Source organism: Methylosinus sp. H3A, from assembly GCF_015709455.1.
Classification (GTDB): domain Bacteria; phylum Pseudomonadota; class Alphaproteobacteria; order Rhizobiales; family Beijerinckiaceae; genus Methylosinus.
This window is the reverse complement of sequence record NZ_JADNQW010000006.1, coordinates 1-22,201: the sequence shown is the minus strand read 5'-3', so window position 1 is coordinate 22,201 and position 22,201 is coordinate 1. Positions and strand designations below refer to the sequence as shown.

At 59.5% G+C, this 22,201-nt stretch carries 23 protein-coding genes and 1 pseudogene; 4 read left to right on the top strand and 20 right to left on the bottom strand.

Annotation, left to right across the window (positions count from 1 at the left end):
- Nucleotides 1–63: 63 nt before the first annotated feature.
- Both tnpB and tnpA read right to left on the bottom strand, forming a co-directional pair.
- Nucleotides 64–411: an IS66 family insertion sequence element accessory protein TnpB gene (tnpB, locus tag IY145_RS23425; RefSeq protein WP_026597646.1), complete on the bottom strand. Its 348-nt coding sequence runs from the start codon at nucleotides 409–411 to the stop codon at nucleotides 64–66.
- A complete protein-coding gene (gene tnpA, locus IY145_RS23420) occupies nucleotides 408–773 on the bottom strand; it encodes an IS66-like element accessory protein TnpA (protein ID WP_026597645.1) in 366 nt (121 codons plus the stop codon). The genes tnpB and tnpA overlap by 4 nt, the downstream gene beginning before the upstream one ends.
- A gap of 420 nt (nucleotides 774–1,193) precedes the next feature.
- On the opposite strand from tnpA, the gene IY145_RS23415 reads away from it, so the two are divergent.
- A complete protein-coding gene (locus IY145_RS23415; protein WP_196410715.1) occupies nucleotides 1,194–1,508 on the top strand; it encodes a single-stranded DNA-binding protein in 315 nt (104 codons plus the stop codon).
- Between the two features lie 129 nt (nucleotides 1,509–1,637).
- Entirely contained in the window at nucleotides 1,638–1,919 is a 282-nt protein-coding gene (locus IY145_RS23410) for a hypothetical protein (protein ID WP_196410714.1), read from the top strand.
- Nucleotides 1,920–2,226: 307 nt separating this feature from the next.
- On the opposite strand, the gene IY145_RS23405 is transcribed toward IY145_RS23410, so the two are convergent.
- From IY145_RS23405 to IY145_RS23395, 3 genes are read right to left on the bottom strand one after another with little or no spacing between them, the layout of a single operon-like run.
- On the bottom strand, nucleotides 2,227–3,015 hold the full coding sequence (locus IY145_RS23405; RefSeq protein WP_196410713.1) for a hypothetical protein: 789 nt from the start codon (nucleotides 3,013–3,015) through the stop codon (nucleotides 2,227–2,229).
- 10 nt (nucleotides 3,016–3,025) lie between these two features.
- Nucleotides 3,026–3,721, bottom strand: a complete 696-nt coding sequence (stbB, locus tag IY145_RS23400; protein WP_196410712.1) for a StbB family protein — start codon at nucleotides 3,719–3,721, stop codon at nucleotides 3,026–3,028.
- Entirely contained in the window at nucleotides 3,718–4,188 is a 471-nt protein-coding gene (locus IY145_RS23395) for a hypothetical protein (RefSeq protein WP_196410711.1), read from the bottom strand. The genes stbB and IY145_RS23395 overlap by 4 nt, the downstream gene beginning before the upstream one ends.
- A gap of 491 nt (nucleotides 4,189–4,679) precedes the next feature.
- Here IY145_RS23395 and IY145_RS23390 point away from each other — a divergent pair, with 491 nt between their 5' ends.
- Nucleotides 4,680–4,982, top strand: coding sequence for a hypothetical protein (locus IY145_RS23390; protein WP_196410710.1), 303 nt, complete (start codon nucleotides 4,680–4,682; stop codon nucleotides 4,980–4,982).
- Complete coding sequence (locus IY145_RS23385) at nucleotides 4,982–7,399, top strand: relaxase/mobilization nuclease domain-containing protein (protein ID WP_196410709.1); 2,418 nt, start codon at nucleotides 4,982–4,984, stop codon at nucleotides 7,397–7,399. Before IY145_RS23390 ends, IY145_RS23385 begins: the two co-directional genes overlap by 1 nt.
- A 79-nt stretch (nucleotides 7,400–7,478) precedes the next feature.
- Here IY145_RS23385 and IY145_RS25935 read toward each other — a convergent pair whose 3' ends face one another.
- The 15 genes and pseudogenes from IY145_RS25935 to IY145_RS25370 all read right to left on the bottom strand — a co-directional run.
- The gene (locus tag IY145_RS25935) at nucleotides 7,479–7,634 is read right to left on the bottom strand and encodes a hypothetical protein (RefSeq protein ID WP_246722409.1); all 156 of its coding nucleotides are present in this window, start codon (nucleotides 7,632–7,634) and stop codon (nucleotides 7,479–7,481) included.
- Nucleotides 7,635–7,904: 270 nt separating this feature from the next.
- On the bottom strand, nucleotides 7,905–9,800 hold the full coding sequence (locus IY145_RS23375; protein ID WP_196410707.1) for a type IV secretory system conjugative DNA transfer family protein: 1,896 nt from the start codon (nucleotides 9,798–9,800) through the stop codon (nucleotides 7,905–7,907).
- Between the two features lie 268 nt (nucleotides 9,801–10,068).
- The gene (gene virB11, locus IY145_RS23370; RefSeq protein ID WP_312030650.1) at nucleotides 10,069–11,136 is read right to left on the bottom strand and encodes a P-type DNA transfer ATPase VirB11; all 1,068 of its coding nucleotides are present in this window, start codon (nucleotides 11,134–11,136) and stop codon (nucleotides 10,069–10,071) included.
- Nucleotides 11,108–12,418 (bottom strand): type IV secretion system protein VirB10, encoded by a 1,311-nt coding sequence (gene virB10 / locus IY145_RS23365; RefSeq protein WP_196410706.1) that lies wholly within the window; start codon nucleotides 12,416–12,418, stop codon nucleotides 11,108–11,110. Before virB10 ends, virB11 begins: the two co-directional genes overlap by 29 nt.
- A gap of 30 nt (nucleotides 12,419–12,448) precedes the next feature.
- On the bottom strand, nucleotides 12,449–13,258 hold the full coding sequence (gene virB9, locus IY145_RS23360; RefSeq protein WP_196410705.1) for a P-type conjugative transfer protein VirB9: 810 nt from the start codon (nucleotides 13,256–13,258) through the stop codon (nucleotides 12,449–12,451).
- Nucleotides 13,255–13,986: a virB8 family protein gene (locus IY145_RS23355; RefSeq protein ID WP_196410704.1), complete on the bottom strand. Its 732-nt coding sequence runs from the start codon at nucleotides 13,984–13,986 to the stop codon at nucleotides 13,255–13,257. The genes virB9 and IY145_RS23355 overlap by 4 nt, the downstream gene beginning before the upstream one ends.
- 146 nt (nucleotides 13,987–14,132) lie before the next feature.
- Nucleotides 14,133–15,239: a type IV secretion system protein gene (locus tag IY145_RS23350; protein WP_196410703.1), complete on the bottom strand. Its 1,107-nt coding sequence runs from the start codon at nucleotides 15,237–15,239 to the stop codon at nucleotides 14,133–14,135.
- 280 nt (nucleotides 15,240–15,519) lie between these two features.
- On the bottom strand, nucleotides 15,520–16,329 hold the full coding sequence (locus IY145_RS23345) for a type IV secretion system protein (protein WP_246722408.1): 810 nt from the start codon (nucleotides 16,327–16,329) through the stop codon (nucleotides 15,520–15,522).
- Nucleotides 16,247–16,945 carry a hypothetical protein gene (locus tag IY145_RS23340; RefSeq protein WP_196410702.1) on the bottom strand — a complete coding sequence of 233 codons (699 nt, stop codon included), beginning with the start codon at nucleotides 16,943–16,945 and terminating at the stop codon, nucleotides 16,247–16,249. The genes IY145_RS23345 and IY145_RS23340 overlap by 83 nt, the downstream gene beginning before the upstream one ends.
- Before the next feature lie 122 nt (nucleotides 16,946–17,067).
- Complete coding sequence (locus IY145_RS26370; RefSeq protein ID WP_312030649.1) at nucleotides 17,068–17,223, bottom strand: hypothetical protein; 156 nt, start codon at nucleotides 17,221–17,223, stop codon at nucleotides 17,068–17,070.
- A gap of 20 nt (nucleotides 17,224–17,243) precedes the next feature.
- A complete protein-coding gene (locus IY145_RS23335) occupies nucleotides 17,244–19,460 on the bottom strand; it encodes a VirB4 family type IV secretion system protein (RefSeq protein WP_312030648.1) in 2,217 nt (738 codons plus the stop codon).
- A gap of 29 nt (nucleotides 19,461–19,489) precedes the next feature.
- Nucleotides 19,490–19,786: a type IV secretion system protein VirB3 gene (locus tag IY145_RS23330; protein ID WP_196410701.1), complete on the bottom strand. Its 297-nt coding sequence runs from the start codon at nucleotides 19,784–19,786 to the stop codon at nucleotides 19,490–19,492.
- Nucleotides 19,787–19,856: 70 nt separating this feature from the next.
- A pseudogene (locus tag IY145_RS23325) lies at nucleotides 19,857–20,167 on the bottom strand (TrbC/VirB2 family protein).
- A 26-nt stretch (nucleotides 20,168–20,193) separates the two neighbouring features.
- Complete coding sequence (locus tag IY145_RS23320) at nucleotides 20,194–20,988, bottom strand: lytic transglycosylase domain-containing protein (protein ID WP_312030647.1); 795 nt, start codon at nucleotides 20,986–20,988, stop codon at nucleotides 20,194–20,196.
- Between the two features lie 1,024 nt (nucleotides 20,989–22,012).
- A partial coding sequence (locus IY145_RS25370; protein WP_210332880.1) for a hypothetical protein occupies nucleotides 22,013–22,201 on the bottom strand: 189 nt, incomplete at its 5' end.

The following is a 22,201-nucleotide window of genomic DNA, read 5'->3' as shown; positions in this document are numbered from 1 at the left end:
GTGAATCATAAAACGCGCGATTTGTGGCGCCCCAAAATGCAGCCGACCCCAGCTTTTTCGGCCTCACCCGGCGCTTTGTGGCCTCCAGGTGAGTTGCGGATTCCGCCAATCGATCCCCTCGAGCATATAGGCCATCTGCCCGGCCGAGATCGACACCGCGCCCGCGTTCGCCGAGGGCCAGATGAACTTTCCGCGGTCGAGCCGCTTGGCGTAAAGCGACAGGCCGACCCCGTCGTGCCAGAGGATTTTCGCGAGATCGCCGCGGCGCCCGCGGAAAATGTAAAGGTCACCCGCGTGCGGGTCGCGTTTCAACTGCTCCTGCACCTGAAGAGCCAGCCCCTGCATGCCGCGCCGCATGTCGGTGTGGCCGGTGGCGATCCAGACCCGGCAGCCCGCCGGCAGAGGGATCATCGACGCAGCGCCTTCACGACCCGCGACAGCGCGGCGGTCTCGACATCGGCCCACACGAGGATCCGATCCCCCTCGGCGAGAACGATCTCCATCTGGCCGGTCGGCCCTGGAGGGGAACATTCTGTCGTCGTGTCCGACGTGATCGTGACGGGCAGGATCGGCGCGAGATCCTGCGGCGCGGTCGGGACGACGCCGAACTGCCGACGCCAGGTGAAGAGTTGGTTGGTGTTGAGGTCGTGCCGCCGCGCGACCTCGGCGATCGAAGCTTCAACCTCGAGGCTCTCGTCGACGATCCGGCGCTTCTCTTCGAGAGACCATGATCGGCGCCGGAGAGCTGGGGGATCATCATCATTGCGCGACATCGGCGATAGTGTCCACTTGTAATAGAAGCGGACACGATCATCGCGCCACCTGTCAGGCAGCTATCTCAAAAACCGCAATCAACGCCAGGCGGCCGCCGCCGGAGGGATACTGTGAAGATGCGCCATCGAGAGTCTCTCTCTGGATAAGCTCTGAGACGCCTCTCCCTTCGCATGTCGTCAACGCATACGTCCCGTTGTCCGGGCGACGGCCACTGGACACGAAAATTTTCCCCTTGGCGCGTGCCGCGCCAATTCCTCGCGATCGCGCGCGAGCGCGCTTCAAAATTCCCGCGTCCGGACGTGGCTCGGCGCTTCGCTGGCCCCTCGCCTGCGGCTCGGGCTCTGCCCCGACAATTTCTGGCCGTTTAGCGCCTCCATCGCGAGGGAGATGGCTCCTTCGCAGAAAAATGGAGTGAGACAATGTTCGATATGGCCCGTTTCCACATCATCGGCCGCGTCGGCAATATCAAGACGTTCGAGAAGAACATGCGGATCTCGATCGCCGCGAACGCTTCCTACAAGAAGGACGGCGAGTGGGTCGACGAAGCCGACTGGAACGAGGTGGTCGTGTTCGACAAGCGCACGATGCAATATGTCTCCGAGAAAGTCGGAAAGGGCGACTACGTCCGCGTCGAAGGTCGGCTGCGCCAGAACAGCTACGATCGCGCCAGCGAGACCGTCTACACCGTGGAACTCATTTGCGACGAGTTCAGCCGCTTGCCGAAGAGCGCCTGAACCTTCCGGGCCGCCCCGAGTGGGCGGCCCTGCCCTCGCGCCCCACTTTCTGATAGGATCACCGCCATGAACGCCCACTCGGTCACTTTCGACAAGCTCGTCTACCTCGACCGGCTCAAAGCCGCCGGTGTGCCGGACGACGTCGCACGCGCCCACGCCGAAGGCCTAGATCAAGCCTTGCGCGAGTCCGTTGCGACCAAAAGCGACTTGGAAAAAGTCGAGGCGTCGCTCCGCAGCGACATCACGAAGGTCGACGCCAAAATCGACGTCACCGGTGCCGACTTGCGAACAGAGATCGCAAACTCGGCAAACCGTCTCGCGGCCGAGTTCAACGCCACGATCTACAAAGCGATCGGCGTCGTCGGCGCAATGATCGCGGCGTCTTCTGTCGTCGCGCATTTTTGGAAATAGCCGACGCTCGACGGGCGGCTTCGGTCGCCCGCTTTCGATCAAAATGCCGCACGCCTCGCAAATACTCCGATGGTCTAACCCACGCGCTGTTTTCGCCGAGCCGGCGCCTCCCCGGGCATGAACTGAAACCAGCGACCGCCGAGCTCACCCTTATAGGGCTGGTTCAAATCCTTGCGCCTCAGCCGAAACGTCACCGTCGTATTCGGGACGCCGAGTGTCAGCGCCCACTCGTCCCCACTCTCTACTAAAGCATCGAAGCCTTCTCCGGGCCGATCCACGTCGGCCAAAAAAATCGAATGACTCATAATCATAGGTCCATAAGCCACCTCGCGGAACGGAGGCGAGCTAATTCTAATATAAGTTTCCTTGCGAGAATACCGCATATCAGTCCCAAAAATCCCCACACAGCCGGCCCGCTCGTCATCAACACGGTCGCGATTGACGCGGCCTCGGGCGCTCCGTTCGACGCCGGACCCGCCGGCTCCAGCCACAGCGGAACCGAACAGGCCCGCTTACCCTGAGAGACGAAATCATTCTTGCCGCTGCAATTCTCCTGAAGAGTGACTTTCAAATCCGTGTTCGCCCTCGCCAGCCGCAACCATTCCTCCGCGTCTGCGCGCATCGCCAGAGCCTGGACTCCTCCCTTCATTTCGTCGCGCTCAATTCGACCGAATGCGTATCCCATCCCACCAGCGACGAGCGCCGCAAGCGCGATCGCGCCCGCCGTGAGGATACGCGCTCGAGAAACCGAATGGTCAGAAGCGTTCTGCAACGCCGCCGCGGCAGCGCGACGAACCTCCCCCTTCGTTTCCTCGACCGTCTTCTCGATTTCTTTATCTATCTTGACTTTCGCCGCGAGAATCGCGGCGGCCGTAACCGGCCCCATCGCATCGCGAGCAGCCTCTCTCACCCGCTCTGGAAATTCCCCCACGGCCTTGGGAAGATCATCGGTCGCCTTCCCGAGCACGCGCGCAGCTTCCTCGACCGCCGGCAACGTCTTCTTCAGATCATCCGCGCGATCGAGCAGCGTTCCAACGTCACCGAGGAGTTCCGCCAGCAAAGCCTCGCGATGCGTGTTCGCCTTCGAGCTGCCCATGATCGGTCACCTACCGTGTGATCGACGAGAAAACGTGATCCAAGTTCGCGCGCGCGGAGGCGGCAAGACGTTTCATTGAAATCAAAGACGCCAGATCGGCCTTTTCATCCGCCGATTTGGCCTCTTTCAATTTCGCCTTGTAATCCGTTTCATCGGCGAGAAGTTCTTCTATCGTAACATTCCGCGCTCGCAGCCTCTGATAAAGCTCTGAAAAATGAATCACTGCCTTCGGATCGATCACGAACGACTTCTTTTGCTTTTGGAACGCGAACAGCGGCGCGAACAAATCCTCGATCGATTCCTCGGGCTCGAGCATATTGAAGACGACCCGAATTTTTCGTGCCTCGACGCCCATATTCACGAGGCTATCAATCGTCGAGATCGTGTCTTTGATCTGTTTGTGCTCTTTCACCGCCGGCACGACAAAGAGGTCGACGTCCTCGTGCGAGCCTCGGTAACGACGCATCAATTTCACGAAGTCCTCGACATTCGACGATCCGACGTCGATCACTGCCGCGTCAATCACCATCAGCCGTTCTTGCAGCTCGCCGAACTCCTTTCCTCGAATGGCCTCGCCATCCCCTTCGTCCGCATTGATAGACTCGACGGTCACGAATTCAGCGTTCGCTATGCGCGGCAGCAGCAGATGCTTCGCAATGGTCGACTTGCCGACGTTTCCAGAAAAATTCATCACAGCAATCTTCATTCTTCAGATCTCCCTGTGCGGCGGAGCCAGCGCTTTAGCGGCTTCTCCGCTTCCATGAACTGAGTTGCGAAGTCGTCTCGCTTCTTTTTGTCGAGCATCGCCGCGGTTCTCTCATAATCGTCCGTCGGCGCATCGTTCACCATATCATTTGATGAAGCCGACGACGACCTCTCCACAGCGCTCGATTTCGAACCCTCCGGCGCTTCCAAACGCCCTTTGCTTCCCCGCCGTCCCTCGGCTCGGAGCCTCGATCGGTATTTCCAAAATGTCCCGATCGACATCTGAAGCCCGACCTCCGACATCGCGGCTACCAGGTCTGCGGCGGTCGCTCCTTCCCTCTCCTTAAGCTCGAGCTCCGGCAGGATTTGACGCAGGAGCGCAATTTTCGATCGAGCGCGCACCTTCTTCACGGCCTCTCGCAGGCGGTCGACGTCTACGACCATTGGAGCGCTCTCGTCTTCGGACATGTGTTCTCCCTCCTAACGGAAGCTGAAGCTATCAGATCGGCTGCGGCGCGCCAATAGAATGTCTGGGACTGTCTGGTACTGTGTTGGAGTAGTCAGGTTCTGGGATTAAGTGTCTGGAATCATCAGGGAGTATTCCATAATGGACTTGATATATCGTGAAATGACTTAGAACTGCCTGTTTTGGTCATGAGAGGCGTTCGGTAGCGGAAATTCGAAAGTGAAACGAAGGCGAAAGGGGCAATAGAGTTTTTTCTTATTTGACAAGATACCGGTTTGTTGAGTATGCCTCGGACCAGGCGCTTTGCCAAGCGCGGTCGAGCCATGGCGGCGCGCGCCACGGCGCGCGAATTGCCCCCTCGCCCCGAACTCCCGCAATGGTGCAGACCCGAAAGCCCTCACGATCCAAGCGGCGCGTTCAGGCCGACATGACGGCCGAGGACTTCGCCCGGCTTGATCAAGCGTGTCGGCTATTCGGGGTCGGAAAATCGGAATTGATCCGTCGGCTCACGCGGGCGGCGCTCGACGTGGGACCAGCGCTCTCCGTCGACAACGCAGCGAGCTTGCGAGCCGTCTCCAAGGAGCTGCGGGCGATCGGCCGCAACATCGCGCAGATCGTCAAAGGCATTAATCTCGGCTACGCGCCGCAGCTCGCCGAGGACGAGGCGTTGTTCCGCGCCACTCACCAGGCTCTGACCGATCTCGACGTGAGAATTCACGAAATGACGGTCGCTTACGGCACAAGGCTGCGCCGATCCGCGGGCCTGAAGCCTCTCGCCGAGAGAGAACCGGGCTGATGGAGCAAAATCTCCGAGTCTATCTCGTCGAGGAAATGAACCGCCTCGCGTCGCGCGCGCGAACCGCGACAGCCACCGCGAAGGACCGAGATCGGGAGATTTTGGAACGATCCGCGCCGAGGCGACCTGCGCGAGCTCCAAGCCGCTCGCGCCCAATCCGGGAACATTCGCGCGCCTCGCCGGCGGACCCGAATCCCCTTCCCCACGCGACCGATCGCGCGCTTCGTGGAACCACGATCACCGGGCGCGAGGACGAAGAAAAGCGCCGCAGCCTGCCGAACGCGCCGCACGGCGGGGCCGCGAAAGCCCCTCGCTCGTCCGGCGCCGCATCCAGCGGGCGTACGGAAGCGTTTCTAGGGCGTGGGGCCTCTCTGCAATCGCGGGCCGGCGCGCTGGCGGGCGGCTATCGGCCCGCCGTCGTGAAGGTCGTATCTTACGCACATGGAGCCTCACGCGCTTCCGCGACCGCGAACTATGTCGATCGCGAGGACGTCCACCTCGAAAGCCATGACGGCCTGGAATTGAAAGGCCGCGAGGCCATCAATGCGGAGATCGCCGCATGGTCAAAGGACTTCGAGCAAAGGGCTGAAAGTCAGGACGTGAGTTCCGTGCGGCTGGGCGTCATAGGCCTGCACGATACCGCCGTCGATCGCGAAGCGCTCGGAAAGGCGATGGCGGCAGCTTTCAAAGGCCACAGCTACGCATATCGCATCGAAAAGCTACCCGGCGGCGCCATCGAAGGACGCGCCGTCGTCGCGTTCGCCGGCACGTTAGGGATGCGAACCGAGACCGACTGGCGAGACGGCGTGCCTTTCGCCAAGACGATCGAGGAGCGGGAACGGTTCACAGTGACCACCCGCTCGATCGGAGACCCCGAGAACGCCTTCGCCGAGCGAGTCTTTGCGCCGAAATCCGAGGCGCGGATGAAGGCCCGCATCGAGGAAGCGACCGGCATTGGCCAGCACCGCCTCAGCATCGAGCCCGGCGCGCCGGGCAATGGTCAATCGAGCGTCGTTCACCGCCTCACCCAGCTCGTCGATCGCGGGCCCGCCACTTCCGGGTCGGGCGCGACCCTCTCCGACCCTTCCTCAATTCAGGCGGAGTCGCGCGCATGGCGCGCGGATCTCCGCTCCTTCAAACCCCGCGACACGATGCATCTCATCATTTCGTCGAAGGCCGGAACCGACGTCGACGCCTTCACGAGATCCGTCCGCGGCTTCCTCCACGAGCAGTTCTCGGATCACAAATTCATCTTCGGCGTTCACACCGACAAGGAGCACGCCGGCCATGTCCACGCTCACGCGATCGTCGCGGTTCGGAACGCCGAGGGTGTGAAAATTCACCCCGGTCCGCAGGACTTTCGGGCATGGCGCGAGGTATTCGCGGAGCACGCGCAGACTCAAGGCCTGAAGATCGTCGCGACCTCGGCGGCCGAGCGCGCGTCGTCCCAAAGCTACGGTCCGAAGGACAAAGCAATCGTAGATGCGGCGGAGCGTCCCCGGCCCGGGCGTGAAGCGCGCGACCGCGCTTATGCGCGCGATCCGGCAAACCAAACTCTCATCGAAAACGCGCGGCGTCGTATCGATCGCGCGCACACGAACCCCATTCGATTACCAGCCGGCGAACCTCAACGCATGGCGGTCAATGAGGCTCGCAGCGCCTGGTTCGACGTCGCCAAGGCGAATCCGACGAACACGACCGCGGTCGACTTGCTCAGACGTGTCAATATGTCCGCTGCCGCGGGAGACATCCTTGCAAAAATCGCAATTCGTGTAGAATCATATCATTCACAGGAGGGACCAATGGCCGGCGCCACATCCGAACAATTGTCTTCCGACCTCACGACTTTGAATGACATCGTCGATAGGGCGTCTCAAGCCCTCGACCCGTCCACACGCGAGACCTTCCTCGAAAGGTCCGGGCGCTACCTCGAAACTCTCGCTACGCGAGTTGACTTCACACGGCTGGCCGAGCAAGGCGCTCAGGCCGTTTCGGCACAGACCGTGCAAGCGGTCGCCGGCGTCCGCGGCCAGCAGCTGGTCGATCGTGCGCAAGAACTCGCAAGGACCGAATCCCAAGAGGCGCAAGCGGCGGGACGCGTGGCGGATGTGACTGCCGCGGCCGAACGTAGAGACGAGGCCAACGCCGGGCTCGACGCGACGAGCGCGAAAGACTTGCTCGACGAACGCCGAGCGGCAGCCATCACCGAACGTGACGCCGCGCGAGAGCAGCGAGAAGCGATCGCTGCGCGTGAAGCGGCCCGACAGATCGAGCAGAACCCCGCTCAGGTAATCTCGCAAAGCCTCGCGCAGGATGACCAGCTCGCCGCGCTCCGTCGCGAGCAGGAGCGTCTTGCCGAAGAGATGAAAGTCGAAGAGCGCCCGCAGCGGCAAACCCATGGACAGAAAATGTCCTGACGTCGCGACAGCCCGAATCGACGAAAAAAGGCCCGCAATCGCGGGCCTTTTTCACGTTTCCTCTCCACTCTCAGGAAGCTCACCAATATGGCCGATAATAAGGCCCGTAGTAGTAGCCATAGCGCGGCGCCGTCGCTGCGCCGATCACGGCTCCGCCTATCACACCGGCCGCGGCGGCCGTGGCCACCGCAGCAGCCGCCTGGTCCGATTGAGCGCGATTTTGCGCATAGTTCACGCGCGCACATCGCTCGAAGCGCCTTGTCCCTGGTCTCAGTCCTGCGGCTTCGCAAGTATATTCAGCGTTCGCCGCAGATTCTTGCACCGATTGACACGCAGACAGAGAAACGGACGCAAACCCCGTAATTACGAGAGCCTGTGCAAATTTACGCATTCCACAATCCTTTCGTCGTCTCACTTCAGTATAGCCTCGGCGCTCGAAGCGTCAGGCGCTCTCAATGAACCGGGCTACTTTTGCAAGCAGCGTCCGCCCATGACTCTTCGATCTCTATGCAGCAGCCCGGACCTCGTCCATTTGCTTGTTAAGCAGATTTCTCAACTCGAGCAGCGCTCTGTCTTCCATGACCCCACCCTCGATGAGCGCGTCCAACAATTCGATCACCTTTTGCCCGTCATCGGCTTGAACACCCTCGACCGCTTTCAAGACAGCGCCTATGGACAATTGGTCAACGGTCAATTGTGGCTCACTCGTCCCCTTCGACGGTTCGACGTCGTCGATCTTCGCCGTTTCCGCCGAAGGAACGACGGCCGCCGGCTCATTCCCACCGATCGCCGGCCGCGCGGCGCGGACATCGGAATCCGGCTCTGGAGGCGGCTCATTGTCGCCGTCGATCGCCACATAGCCCGACTCCTCCGGGAGCGCGTGATCTGATCCAGTCGCCACAGGTCGCTTATCCGGTTTCGCGTCCTCGGTTCCTCGCCCGGCGAGAAGCGGCCCCATATCGCGATCCTTCCACCGTTCCAGCTGCGGGAGCGGCATCGGAGCCTCGTGGTATCGCGCATAGAACTTCGCAAACGGCGAGTCCTCATAGTGACGCAAAATGCGCAGCACGAAAGGCTTCGCGCTTCGAACGACGAGGATCGCCTCGCGCGGGTCCATTTCCCGCAATTCTTGCGGGTTGCGGAGAGGCTGTGCTTCGTAGTGAATGTTCTCCGTCGAGCTCGTGAACCATCCTGCCCCTGCGCGTCGCACTGGCGTCACGACCTTGATCGTTCGATCGCCTAGAAGCTCAGACACGTAGTTCGCCGTCTCGAGATCGTCGATCGCCAGAAACAGCTTCACCTGCGATCCCGCCAGCGTCGACGCGCGGATCGCCTTACCGTAGAGCTCGTCGAGCTGCGACAGCGACTGTATGATGATCGCCATACGAAATTTATATCCGGCAGAGATCGTGATCTTCGTTATCAAGGAATCCATGCGGCCGAGGTGGTAGAACTCGTCCAGCATGATCAACACTTCATGCCGTTCCTCCGGCGACGGCCGCTTGTTCATCATCAAGTCGTGGATCTGCTGAAACATGATGCGGATCACCGGCCGGAAAGAAACGAGCTCGGCGAGGCCGCAATGCACAAAGACCGCCATCCTCTGCTGACGGAACTCGCGCAGATCAAAATCCGAAGTTGCCGTCGACGCGGAAACGAGAGGATTGTTCCACGGGTTCATCGCCATGTTCACGTTGAACACGGCGCTGTTGCGCGTCTCCGGCTCGAGCGCGACATATTGATTGAACCCATCGACGATCCAGCGCGGCAACAAGGGGCCTTCGCTCTTCACCAACCGTGCGAGCAGACTCGAAACGTCCTTGCCCGTCGTCGTCATCCTCGCGACGCCCCGGAGGTGACGTGAGCCTTCGCAATTCGGGGAAGTCAATACATAACCGATCAAAGTCGACAGCAGCATACGAGCAGAGCCCGACCATGTGTCGTCAGCACGCTCGGGAACGAGAAATCCCGCGACCACCATGCAGTCGGTCGGCATGTTTTCATCACGCCGGATGAAATCGAGCGGATTGTACCGATGCGTGCTCGCCGAACCGGGCGAAAACAGAAACACCTTCACGCCTTTGTCGCGAAGGAACCGGGACAAAATATCGAAGTTTTCCCTTTTCACGTCCCAAAATACGAACGAGCCGTCATGGTCGTAGCCGTTTGGAAGAATGAACCCGGTGCCCTTGCCGGAACGCGTCGGTCCGACAATCAGAAGATGCGCCGGATCGGCGTTTCGAATGAACCCGCCGTTCAGCACGCCCAATATAATTCCGCGCTTTCCTGTCATCCGCCGCTTCGCTGCATCCAGCACTGTGCCGAAGCTCGCATCCCCTTTGTGCTTCGCCGGCGCCATCGTCTTCGTGAGAATGAACAAGGCGGCGCCGATCGCGAACACGACGCCGACGGCAATCCCTCCCCGCTTCAGCGCCTCGTCTCTCGTGCCTGGATATTGAACTCTGCGCCAGAAATGCGACGGCGCAAGCAGGACAGTATCCGCGCCGAGCGACGACATATCGCGCCCAGAAAACTGTTGTTGCACGAGCGCCCAGCGGCTTTTTCCGTCGCTCGGATCACGCGGGTTATGTCTCGCCCCGACCGTAATCTCATAGGCGACGATCCAGACGACGAAAGCAACGATCGTGGTGACGACAAAGAGTCCGATCCTATCGGCCCAAACTCGCAGCATTCGACCCCCTCCGTCCTTGCCACGCGGCCATTCGAGAAAAATAGATTTCCGACGTGCCGCGCCAGCCACCAATCCGGCTTTGCTGGATAACGATCGGCAAGACAGATTGGACGTAGGATATGATCTCGTCTTTCCGCAGCCCGAGACCGCATTGCATCACCAACAGCGCCAATCGTTCGAAGGCCCCTGATGGACTGTCCGCATGGATCGTAGTGATCGATCCGGGATGACCCGTGTTCACTGCGCTCAAAAAGGAATACGCCTCCGACCCACGAATTTCGCCCAGAAAAATCCGATCTGGCCGCAAACGCATTGCCGCTTGCAAAAGGCTCTCGATCGTCACGCGCGCTTGGCCCTGATCGCCTTTCGAAGCGACGAGAGGTAGAAAGTTCCGCTGCAAGGGCTTCACCTCGCGCGTGTCCTCGATCGTAATGATTCTCTCGTCGAGGGGTATCTCTTTCAAAATTGCATTCAAGAATGTTGTCTTTCCGCTCGACGTTCCGCCTGACAAAAGGATCGAATACCGTTCGCGGACCGCTATGCGAATGAAATCCTCTATGCGCCCCGAGTCTAACGCCTCGCACAGGGACACATCGACGGCAGACAATTCATGAGCGCTGGACACTTTCGCGCGATCGAACGAGCCCATCTTACGGTAATCGTCCAGCGTCAACTCTTTGATGACTTGCTTGCGGATCGCAAAGCCGCCCCCGTCCGTGGTCGCCGGCGGCAACACGCCTTGAAACCGCTCCCCGCCCGGAAGCGCCGCAGACAACAACGGGTGCTCGCTATTTACACTCTGAGCGGAATAGCCGGCGACACGTTCCGCGAGATGTCGAAACCATTCACCCGTCGCTTCGCTGCATTCGACACGGCGCATCGCCGAGTCGCCCATCACTTCGACATAGAGCACGCCAGGTCCGTTGGCGACGATCTCAACGATCGAATCGTCATCTAGCCAGCGCCTAATTGGCGACAATGCCTGATCGAGGAAGATGGTCTTTGCGTCAACGGTGTTATCGACGAGCCTTGGCTTCGCGTTCACGTTTCAACTCCCGTAGCGCTTCCTTGACAGGGTCCGGGTAGAACGCCGAAAAATCGAGGTCTCTTCGCACGAAGACTACGATCCGCTCCCCCTGGTCCACGTAGATCGTCGGAGGAATGTTGATCGAATTGCGCAAGGCCTCTTCCGACAGCCTGGTCAAGGATTGAGAAATCTGTTGCGCGCCGATCTGACGTGCGTTGAGCAAATTCTGATTGGGCTGGGACGAGATTGTCGTCTGGGCGCCGGTCACAGGATCTGTGTACGTGTAATTCTGTGTTTGATTGTTATTCAGCTGGCTTTGTTGCCCGAGAGTCGAAACGAACTGCGCGACCCCGCCGATGACGCTGAGCGCGATGGCCGAGCCGAAACGCTCGACGTAATGTTCGTCCACAAATCCCGGGGCGCCCGCTCGACCAAGGTCGTCCGTGCCGATCGAGCCGAGCTGAACAGAAACTCCGTCAGGACGAAGAAGCCGAGTCCAAACGACAAAAACGCGTGTCTGTCCCCGAGCTAGACCAGAGCGATATTCGCCGAGCAGCGTCGATCCGCTCGGTATGAGCACTCTCCTTCCGTCGAATGAATATGTATCCTCCCTCGTGATCGCCTTTACCGAGCCGGGCAGATCGCTCTGGATGGCGCTCAGCAGCTCGCCTCGGATCATCGTCCCCTGAGCCACGAGCGCGTCTATTCGATCATTTTTCGTCGCGACCGACTTTTCGACGCCGGCCGATCCGGCGCTCGCCAAAAACCGACGATTGCCGTCCTCGTCGGCCGCCGCGCCTCCACCGACGGTGCCTCCATTCTCCGCCCCTGGCGCTTTCGCATTCCCCATCCCGCCGTCGAGAACCAGTTGCGGCGCACGTAGACGCTGCCATTTGAGCCTCTCTTCTTCCGCAGCGCGCTTGCGCGCCTCGGAATCGTCATCCACTAGCTGCGGCTCTGGAAAAGGAGGAGGCGCCAAGGCCGATGGCGGCGCCACTGGCGGGGGCGGAGTCTGGGGATCGGGCGGAGGTGGCGGGAGACTCACTTTCCCGAGATCCGTGGCGGGAAGGTCGATCGACGGCGCCGGATATTTCGTCGTCGCGAAATCCTCCTTCTCCGGCGTCGTCATGGATTTGGTCGTCTGATGCTGCGACGAATAGACTAACCATCCGACGAACGCGATGGCCGCAACAGGCACGCCAACCTTCACAAAGTTCCCTGTGGTGCTCGACGAGCGCTCCACTCCGCTTCGCGCGGCGTTTTCGAGCTCCCTCGCTCGATATTCATCCGGTGTCGGCATTCTCGCCTCGTCTGTTTCGAAATGAAAACGTCATTGGCTCGCCGCCGCGCGCTGCGGCGCGTACGGCTCGAGGCCAGTCGGCTCATAAGTATTGAACAGGCGTCGATTGAAGACACAGGTCACTTCCTGTCCGTTCCTCAACGTCCATTGGAAGTTCACCTTGTCCACAACGAGATATGCGCCTTCTTTATGAAAATTGACGACGCTTTCTTTGCGCTCGCGATCCACCGCGAAAATCGCGGGCGTCTCTTGGTCCGCCGTAAACCGGAACCACGTCTTCACCCCATCGTCGAACACCGCAACGGGCTTTGAAAGCGACGACCCCTTGTAGGCGTAATCGCTGTTCGCATTCGCGACCTTGAAATTCTTCGTATTGGGATAGGCCGCACGCTCTTTGGCCACTGCCAGCAGTTTCGCGTCGGCCTCGTCGTCGGGAAAGCGAAAGCGAATCTTGAAGACCTGGTCCTTTCCTTGCCGAAAGCCGGATCGCAAAATGAAGCTGTATATCCGCTTCGTCGTCACGACATTCAGATTGGACAGCGCGTCCTTCTCGACGGGCTTCACGAACAGGATGTTCTGCGCCTTGTTCGGCTCGACCTTCCAAGCGATCGAGTCTCCGAGCGCCATCGACTCGATCTTCTCATCCTCAGCGAGAACGATCATCGTCGAAACTCCGAAGGAGCCGTTCACGGCGACGACCTCGTCCGGTCGGTAGCTGATTTCCCTCACCCGGGCGTCGTACCGACCCGACCAGGGAGCCTGCTCGGCCCGCGCCGTTGGTACGCCTCCCGCTTCGACCCATGCGAGTAGCGCAATTGTCGTCAAACGACGTGCTCTCATGGCTTCGGCCCCCCCGCGGCGCCGACCGCAGGAACGGTCTCTTGATCGCGACGATATTCCGTCGTCTGAAAGCCCAAGGGATTATCGAAGCGCATCCCGTTCGAGAGCGGCGTGCCGGAGTAGCGAAACCTCACGAGCGACACCCAGTCGCGATGCACCACATTCGAGGACGAATGCTCATCGGTCGAAAAACGCACCAGCGCAGTCTTCTGATTCGGAAATGTGACGGACTTTATCTCGACCGACACGTCCGTCGACGTTCCGTAGAGCTTCACCAAATTTCGCGGGTTCGCCGGGCTGAAAATTTCTGTGAGGTCTCGTGACGCATCTCCAGTCGAGAGCAATTGCGCGAGATCGAAATTGCTCTTCAGCGCCTTGGGGTCATATGTTTCGCGCGCCTTCACATAACGCACGACGTTGAACATCGTGATCGCTTCGTCCTGCGAGAGAGCTCCATCGGCAAGGGGCCGCTTGATCTCGACGAAACCGGAAGAGCGGTCGACCTCGATGACATAGGGCTCGAACGTCTTCAGCGGGACCATCGACGCCAGAGCCGCGATGGAGCCGAGCGCGATCACGCTCATCACCGTGGCGATGATCCAGGCGAGCGACATCGACGTTCTCTGCCACCGCGCGCGATCCTCCTCCCAGCTCGCCCCCTCGCCATAGTAGTTTCTCAAATCGTCGCGTTGCTTCACGCGCGGCGGACCGTCATCATCATCCTTCATGTCTGTCCTCGAAATCGTAACATCGCCGCGCTTCCATCCGAACGGCTTTCAATGCACAAGACGTTCGTTGCGATCTCCCGCTGTCATGTCTAAATCTCACGGAAATGCATTGTTCCCGCGAGCGCGCCGAGAGGCGGTGCGCCCGCTCAAATCTGGTCCATTTTCTTTGCGAGAATGTCGGACGCCTGCCGGCCATAGATGCGATCATGTCGCGCGCGAATATTTTGGTCGCGCCATGACAGGTTCCAGCCTCCGCTTTCTCCTAGCCGGCCGGGCAAGCGAGCTCGATACACCCCACCCGCGGCGCCACCCAATGCCCCCGCCGCATATCCAACAGCGTACCGCCAAACTCCGCCGACAGAAGCGGCGTAGAGCGGTATGCCGCCGGTGACGGTCGACGCCAGCGACGGCAATTGCGCGGCGAGGAACAACCCGGTGAGCCCGACGACGAAGAAGGGCGCCAAGGCGGTCCAATCCACCATTCCGCTATTCAGCGCGTTCTGGAGATTGTCGAAGATCGGCTTCGTCACTGTGAGATAAAAGGCGAGAAAGGCGTAAGCCAGCAATTGAAGGGTCGCATACATGGCCACGCCGTTCAGCCACCCCGAAAAATAGCGTCCCGTCACGCTGAACAGCAGCAGAAGGATCACGATCGGAGCAAGTCCGAGCAGCAACCATAAAAAGACCTTCGACAAGATGATCGTGAACAGGGACACGGCTAGGAACAGCGCGACTATGACGACGCAGGCGAGCCCGACGAGAGCCGCCGCGAAGGATTCGAGAGACCATGTCCAATGAAGCTGGAAGCCTTTCGATATCTGGTTCCAGATATTCTCCAAAGCCGACACCACGGCGTTAGGAGAGCTGTAGGTGAAATTATTGCCCACGGTCAGGAGCTGATTGCCGATCGCCGTCGGGCCGTCATTAAAGAGGCCGTAGACCAAAGCGGTGAAATCGCTCCAAGTCGTCGCGATCGTGTAGATGACGAATGCTCGAAACAGCCGGAAGACCGCATCTGTCGCCGTTCCGGTCGCCGTCCCGGCCCATATGCCGTAACCCCAAAAAATCACATAGGCGGCGAGCATCAGCGTGGCTACGGATAGCCCACCGGGACCGTTCTGTGTCACGCTGCGCGCCAATTCCTGAAAAGCGCCCTGCACGTAGTTGCAACCGGTCTGGTCGACGTTAGACAGTATCGTCGGCAGGAGTCCCGAGCCGTAATTCGTGGCCGGACAATTTTGAAGGACCGTCATCGCAATGCTCCGGCGTTAATCGGCCTCAACGGCCCACAATCGTCGTTCTTCCGCGCCGCGACGAATGGACCGTATCGAACCGGTTTCAGCGGCTCCGCGTAAAACAGCGTCTGAACGGCGCCCGAGCCGTTGGGCGCCGGTTCCTCACGCCCGGGCGTCACGAGAGGCCCGCCGCTCTCTCTCATCGAGCAAGGCGCCTCGAGCGGCTTATAGCCGCAACCGCTCACGGTCGCCGTGATAGCGATAGCCAGCGCCAGACGACCTATTGTCTTCGCCATCATTATTGTCCGTAAGGCTTGAATTGCATCGCTCGCGCCGCCGCTGAAAATTGCGCGATGCGGTCGAGGTTGGCCTGATTGGCGGCCGCCGCGGCCGTGTTCACAGTCCCATTCAACTGGATGATCGATTGACCGTTCTGCGCTTGGATCTGCGAATTCTGGTCGATCGAGCCCTTCACATCCGGCGAGCTTCCGATCTGCCTTGCGCCGGAGCTGTAGGCGCCGCTGGCGCCTTGCACCGTCCCTTGTGTCGATGTGATGAGCCCGACGATCGTCGCCGCCGTATTCATCGAGGAGGTGTAGGCTTTGTCCGTGGGCAGGGCCGAACTCATGCCCGACAGCGATTGCACCAGATTGAGGCCGTTAATCAGGGTCGAGATGACGGACTGAGAATTACCGCCCAATCCCGCGAAAGACAGTGCGCCTCCCGAGATGACGGACCCTAGCGACGGCGCGTTGCCCATCGAAAAGCCGCCGCCTCCGAGCGCCATATTCGCGAGCGATCCTTGCGCGATCGACGAACGATCCCCGGTCACGGCTTGCAGCGTCTTCTGCACATTCGACAGAATGTCTTTATCGGTCGACAGGATCTGTTGCGTGTTCGCCGCCGTCTGTTGCGACTGAGTCAAATTCGCATTGTCGATCACAGGCACCTGGGCGTGCGCCGCGCCGACAAGAGCCACGCCGCACAGCAAGCTGAAATAAACCCGTCTCATGATCGTGTTCCTTTCACTGCGACTGAGAAGAAAGCGATTGCGTGGACGCGCTGACGCTCTCGAGGTAGACCACGATATTGCCGGCCCCGTCGACATACCGCCTTTCCCAACAGCCGCCGTCATTCAGCGACTGGCACACGGAGCTCGACGTCGCGATGCAGGGGTCGGCGGCGGTCCCATTGCCGCGATGGCCGACGCCACAGGCCGAATTCGCTGGCGCAATCGCGACCGCCCAGGGAGTGAACCGCATCGCCTGCGCGCCTTGGCTGAAGCCCGACACGCGCGCGACGTTGATGGCGTTGTACGCCTCGACCCAGAGATTGGCCGTCGCCATCACCTGGTTCCAACTGATGCCGTTTTGAACGCCGCCCGAAGAATTGGCGTCGTATCCGGCCATAATCGTCGCGCTCTGTCCCGCATACGCCGACGCCTGTTGGTATACCGGACCTGTGGTCGTGACCGTCGTCTGGGTGGCCATATTTCCGGCGACGACTTTCGCCGCCGCCGACTCCGTCGTTTGCACGGCCAGCTGCGGACCGGCGGCGCCGGAGACCGGCGCCGCCGCATCTGGATTATATTGCTTTACCGCTTGCGTGCCGGCGCTCTGGTTCGGGGAGCTCGTCGTATCGCGCGCGCTTCCTTGCTGGCCCGTGTGCGTCGCGCAATTAATGCCCTTTTGCTTCTTATTCTGGTCTTGTTGAACAGGAACCATCTTGTCCGTCTCCGACCGCGTCTGCGATTTCTGTGTCAATTGCGCCGCGTCTTCGACCGGCACATTCGCGCGAGCGTCGACGACGGCTAACGTCAAAAAACACGCGCTCAGTCGCAAAACTCTCATGTTGCGCTCCGTCCAGTGAAGATGGGCAGCCAGACGTCGGGATCATCGCCGACGCGATCAATGAGCGTATGCAGTTCCGCGACCGTCGATGTGCGTCCCGAAAGAACCTTGATGAGATCGGGCATCGAGCCGAGATCGAGCTTCGCGATCACAGAGTCTCCACCGTGCTTGATCAAGAACGACCGCGCCTCCGGCGTCGTTTCTCTGATCCAACGGATTTCCCGTTCTGAAAGACGAAATGCGTTCCGGTAACTTTCGTCATCGGCTTTTGCGTTAGGGAAAACACGTTCGTCGAGGTCTGCTCGATCAATGTCGCCGCGGACTTCGAACGCACAATGTCGGAGGCGCTCTGCGTTCCGAATCCGACAATTCCATTCTGCTTACGGATCGTTTTCAGCTTGTCCTTGATGAAATAAGCAAAAACGTCATCATCGAGCAGCCTCCACCCTTCATCGAGAAAGAGCATCAGCGGCGTGCCGTCCAGCAGCTCGTCGATTCTGTGGAATATGTAAAGTAGCGCGGCCGTGCGGATGATCGGATCGTCCAGCACCTTCGTCATGTCGAAACCGAAAATGTGTGAGACCGAAAAGTGATCCTCCTCGTTGTTAAAGAGCCAGCCCTTCTGATCCTTCTTGATCCACGGCTCGAGCCGGGTGGACAGATCGCCCTCCCCCGCCTGAATCCGACCCCGCAGCAATGATTGGAACGCCTCCAATGACCGGCCTTTCGCCGGACCGGATACGACTGTCTTGATAGCGTTGCGGATCACCTGTTCTTCCGTCGCGGTCAGACCACCCGCGCCGCCTTCACGTCGCGGCGCGAGCATGAAAGAAAACAGCCGGAACAGGAACTCGCGGTTCTCGCCAGAGTCCGACAAAGTCAGCGGATTGAAACCGGTCGGCGTACCCGGATCGAGCACTTCATATTGACCACGCAGCGCTCGAATGAAGATTTCCGCGCCTCTGTCCTTGTCGACGAAGATGAGCTTTGGACGCGGCGCGACCCGCTGTGCCTGCGCCGCGATGAAGGACAGCCACACGGTCTTGCCTGAACCCGAAGGCCCGACTACAGTGAAATTGCCCAAATCCTCGACGTGGAAATTATAAAAATACGCTGTCTGCGACGCGGTTTGAAACACCGAGATCGCCGGTCCCCAATGATTGCCTTGCGGCGACCCACTCGGATAATTGTGCAACGAGACGAAGCCGGCGAGATTTTTCGAACTGATGATTGAATTGCGCGCGATATACGAGAAATTTCCCGGCCACTGCGCCCAAAAGGCCGGCTCCATGTCCAGGTCTTCGCGTATCCAGATCACCGACCGATCGGTAAGAGCTGCGCCCGCGGCGGTGACGGCAGCGTCGACTTCTTTCAGCGTCGCACCGAGAGGAACAACGGTGAAGTGATGCTGTCCATAAATCGCTTCCGAAGCCAGCAGCTCATCCCGCGCGTCGTTAAGGTGCTCGGCGATGATCGACCCGGCTTCATCCGACATATCCACTTGCCTCGCAACGCGATCGATATGGGACTGCGCCACAGGCCGATCGATAATTGCGAAGCTCTGTGTCACCACTATTTCGTGCGGAATCGTCAAAAGGTTGTCGAGGAACCCTGGACCCGTCAGAGCGGGATATTCTCTGAGAGAAATAACCGCGCCAAAGCGCGTGTCTTGCGATGATCCACCTCTAAGCTCGAAAGCGTTACGCCCGAAAAAAATCCGCTTCGTCGCGAGCGCCTCGTTCAGCGGCATCCTGGGCAAATGCATAGGCCGTGGAATAGCTCCGTTTCCGAGCTGAACAAGAAACTCTAGCGGCTCCGAGAACCATGATCCCTCTCTGTCGATCACACGCAGCTGCCGAGGCCGATAAGCTCCCAAGGCCGAGAGGATCGCCGTGGCGACATCTTTGAGCTCCGAGATCGCCTCTTGCTCTTCGTACGAGTCGCCGCCTTTGGTCTTCTTTCCCATAACGGACTGGGCGATTGCCTCGAACGTCCCCGCATGTCCCTGCAGCGGGCGACGCACGATGGTCAAATAAATATCGTTCACGAACATACGACGCTTTGCAAGGGCTGCGTCGTATCGTTCATCGATTTCGCGACACAAGGCGTTATCGAAGGTCGACTCGATCTTCGGCTCGACCTCGCGGCGAATGATGTGTGAGTAAATTGCGAAGCGGCTGTTGCCAAGAGCGCGCACAACGTCATTCCGTCCGTGCATCCGAACATTAATGTCAGACCAGTCCGCTGTCTGAAACGAAAACCCCTCCAGTTTCAGGAACGTCATCAACAGCCCTTTATTCGTCCGAATAATCCAATCATCGACGTGCCGTGAAAAGGGGAGATGCGACGCAACGGGTAGCTCGCGACGCGAGACGGTACCAAAGGTCAATTCGTTTCTCAAAGCGCTCAACATCGCGATCAAACCTTATAGGAGTCGCAACCCCAAAATGCTCTGGAGCGTGGAGGGCAACGTGAAAATCGGACAAAAAGGATCGAGAATATGCGATCGTCGCGAAGCGTCACCACATAGCCGAAAAGATGGAGCGGTATGATGCTGACGAGCATCATCAGATTGTGCGTCGCGAGAAACAGGACCGCCGTAAAAATACACTCGGCCCAGAAATAGTCCTGCGGCACGCCCTTGATCGTCGGCGCGCGTGTGAGTGCGCGCACGAGCGGGACCGTCATAGGCTTTTCGAGATCATCCGTGTTCATATATCACTCCGATCGATATCGCAGCGCAGAAGCAGCGTCGCTCCAAGGAGCGGCGCTGCTTCTGATTTGGTTACTGTCCAACCGCCGATTGGAAGAACTGGACGATTTGGACGGAACCGAACACGAGCACGATTCCGAAAATCACCGAGCCGGCGATGGCCATGTCAGGCGCCCTGCCCAGGCGAAAAAGCCGAGCGAGATGACCGCCAACACCGCAAGTGACGTCGAAATCTGGCCGGTCAGAACCGAAACTAGCGTTTGCAGCGTCGATTGCACGGGCGCCAGATTGCCCGTCGCAAACGCCGGCGTCACGCTCAAGACGATTGAAGCTGCGATGACCGCGCATCGCTTCGCAACGGCCGAAGGAAATGATTTCAACATAGCTGTTCCTCTCATTTGGTTCCGACCTACTCGGCGTTCCAGACGAACCCGGACTTCCACCTTTCGTCACTGGTTCCAACTTCACCGCGACGCGAATGCGACGCATTCCGCTCGATCCTGTTCGCTGCAACATGCGCAGCCTTGGGACCGTGCGTCTTCACGACCTTTTCCCAGTCGTAAAAGTCGTTGAGGACATCGGCGACAAATTTCACCGTTTCGGGATACGGAGGCACGCCGCCATGTTCCGCCAATGCGGCCTCGCCGGCGTTGTATGCGGCCAGGATAAAGAGCGGGTTGTGGTAACGGCCGTGAAGATCACGAAGGAAGCGAATACCGCCCCGCACATTTTCCGAAGGATCGCAGATATCGACCTGATATCGCTCTGCCGTGTCCCGCGTGATTTGCATCAAGCCGACAGCGCCCTTCGGCGACAAGGCGTCCGACCTAAAATCGCTTTCCGCGCGTGCAACCGCGACAACAAAATCAGGATAGAAGTTTTCCTCTCTCGCGATCTGTTCGACGAGGGATCGAGCAGCCTCTCGCGAAATGGGCGACGTTGCGCAAGGAGAGTGCACCGGCGCGCTCTCGCTCAATCGCTCGACCGCTCCCGAAACTTGCCGCCCCGGGATAACCTTTCCCGAACTGTCGACCGTCGCCTCGAAGCGATCCCGCGCGCCGCGCAAATCGGACTCCCCGCCGCGAGAGCGGTAGGAACGAATAAGATCAATGAAATGGCTCGAACCGATCGCCGCATGGCCGCCGCCGCTCGCTAATAACAAAAAATATGTTATACATTCAAATGAGTCCGGCGCAAGCTCCACGTACGGAGGCTTTCATGTCGAGGTCGAGTTTCCCAAAAAATCGTTATTGCGGCATCGATATGCAGTCTAATACAGCCGGTTATGACTCACGCACAAGACGCAAGCTTTGCCTGCAAAGTGCTTCTCTGCGGCGCCGCCACCAACCCTTCCTGGTCCTCAATTCCGTATTGCGTGCCTATAATGCAACAGGCACTGGTTATGCAGGCATACGGATTCGCGGTCGGAATTTGCGCCGAAGCGATGCAGGGCGCTAATTCGAACAGCCAACAAAATCAGAGTGCTGGCGGTCCTGCCAATGGCTTGACCACAGGGCCGAGCGCCGGATCGAAGAGCGAATATCCTTGGGTCTACGGGCAGCCTAACCAGTGATCGGCGTTCAATATAATGGAATATGCAGCTAAATCGTTGGCATGGCGATCGATTTTTGGGGCTGCGTTGTGCTTCTGCTGGACGTCGCAGTCCGGGGCGCAGACTCGCGCCACCGATTCGCGCTGGTTTCCTATCCCCGAGACCGCGACATTCGAGACTGGCGATTACGTGGGCGCATCAAGGACAGCGATATCGCCTCTATGGCGTGCAGTCCTGCTTGCGGGGCACCTTTTTCACCAATGAGCACGGCTTGAAGCGCGACTGCGGCGAGGCGAGCCTTGCTATGCTCGTCGCGCTTATTCGGGACTTGAAGCTCTTTGTTACACCGCGGCGCAGATCGCAGGCGACACGACGCACTTCGTTATCTGCTTCGCTTCAGATGGCGTCTGGAAAAAGCAAAGGGTCTCGCGTCGACCTCGGTATGTCCATCGTCACTCTCGGATACGCGGTCGCCTCGACTTCGCTCGAGGGGCGGCCCGTGCATCAGGCTTATGCCGAGGCCGAGAATTTAGCGCGCCGGTCGAAAGCGGGTCTCTGGGCCTATCCCGATTTCCCTGAGCCGATGTCGATCATATTGCGGGCCTACAGCAAAGCTAACGCGTCCCCGTCGACTCCCAGCCAGACGCTTCCCACGACGCGCTGACGCCTAGCGCGCCTAGCGCCTGTTCACGGATCGAATGCGCAAATATCGCCAACACGTCATGCCGACCGCCAGCATGACAAAAATGGCCGCGATCCACATCGCGGCGACGATCGAGCGGTCGACGAACCCAAGCGCGAGCCACTGGCGCTCCGTTCTCACAGTAAGGAAAACGATCAAGGTGGCGGCTACGGCCGCCACCGA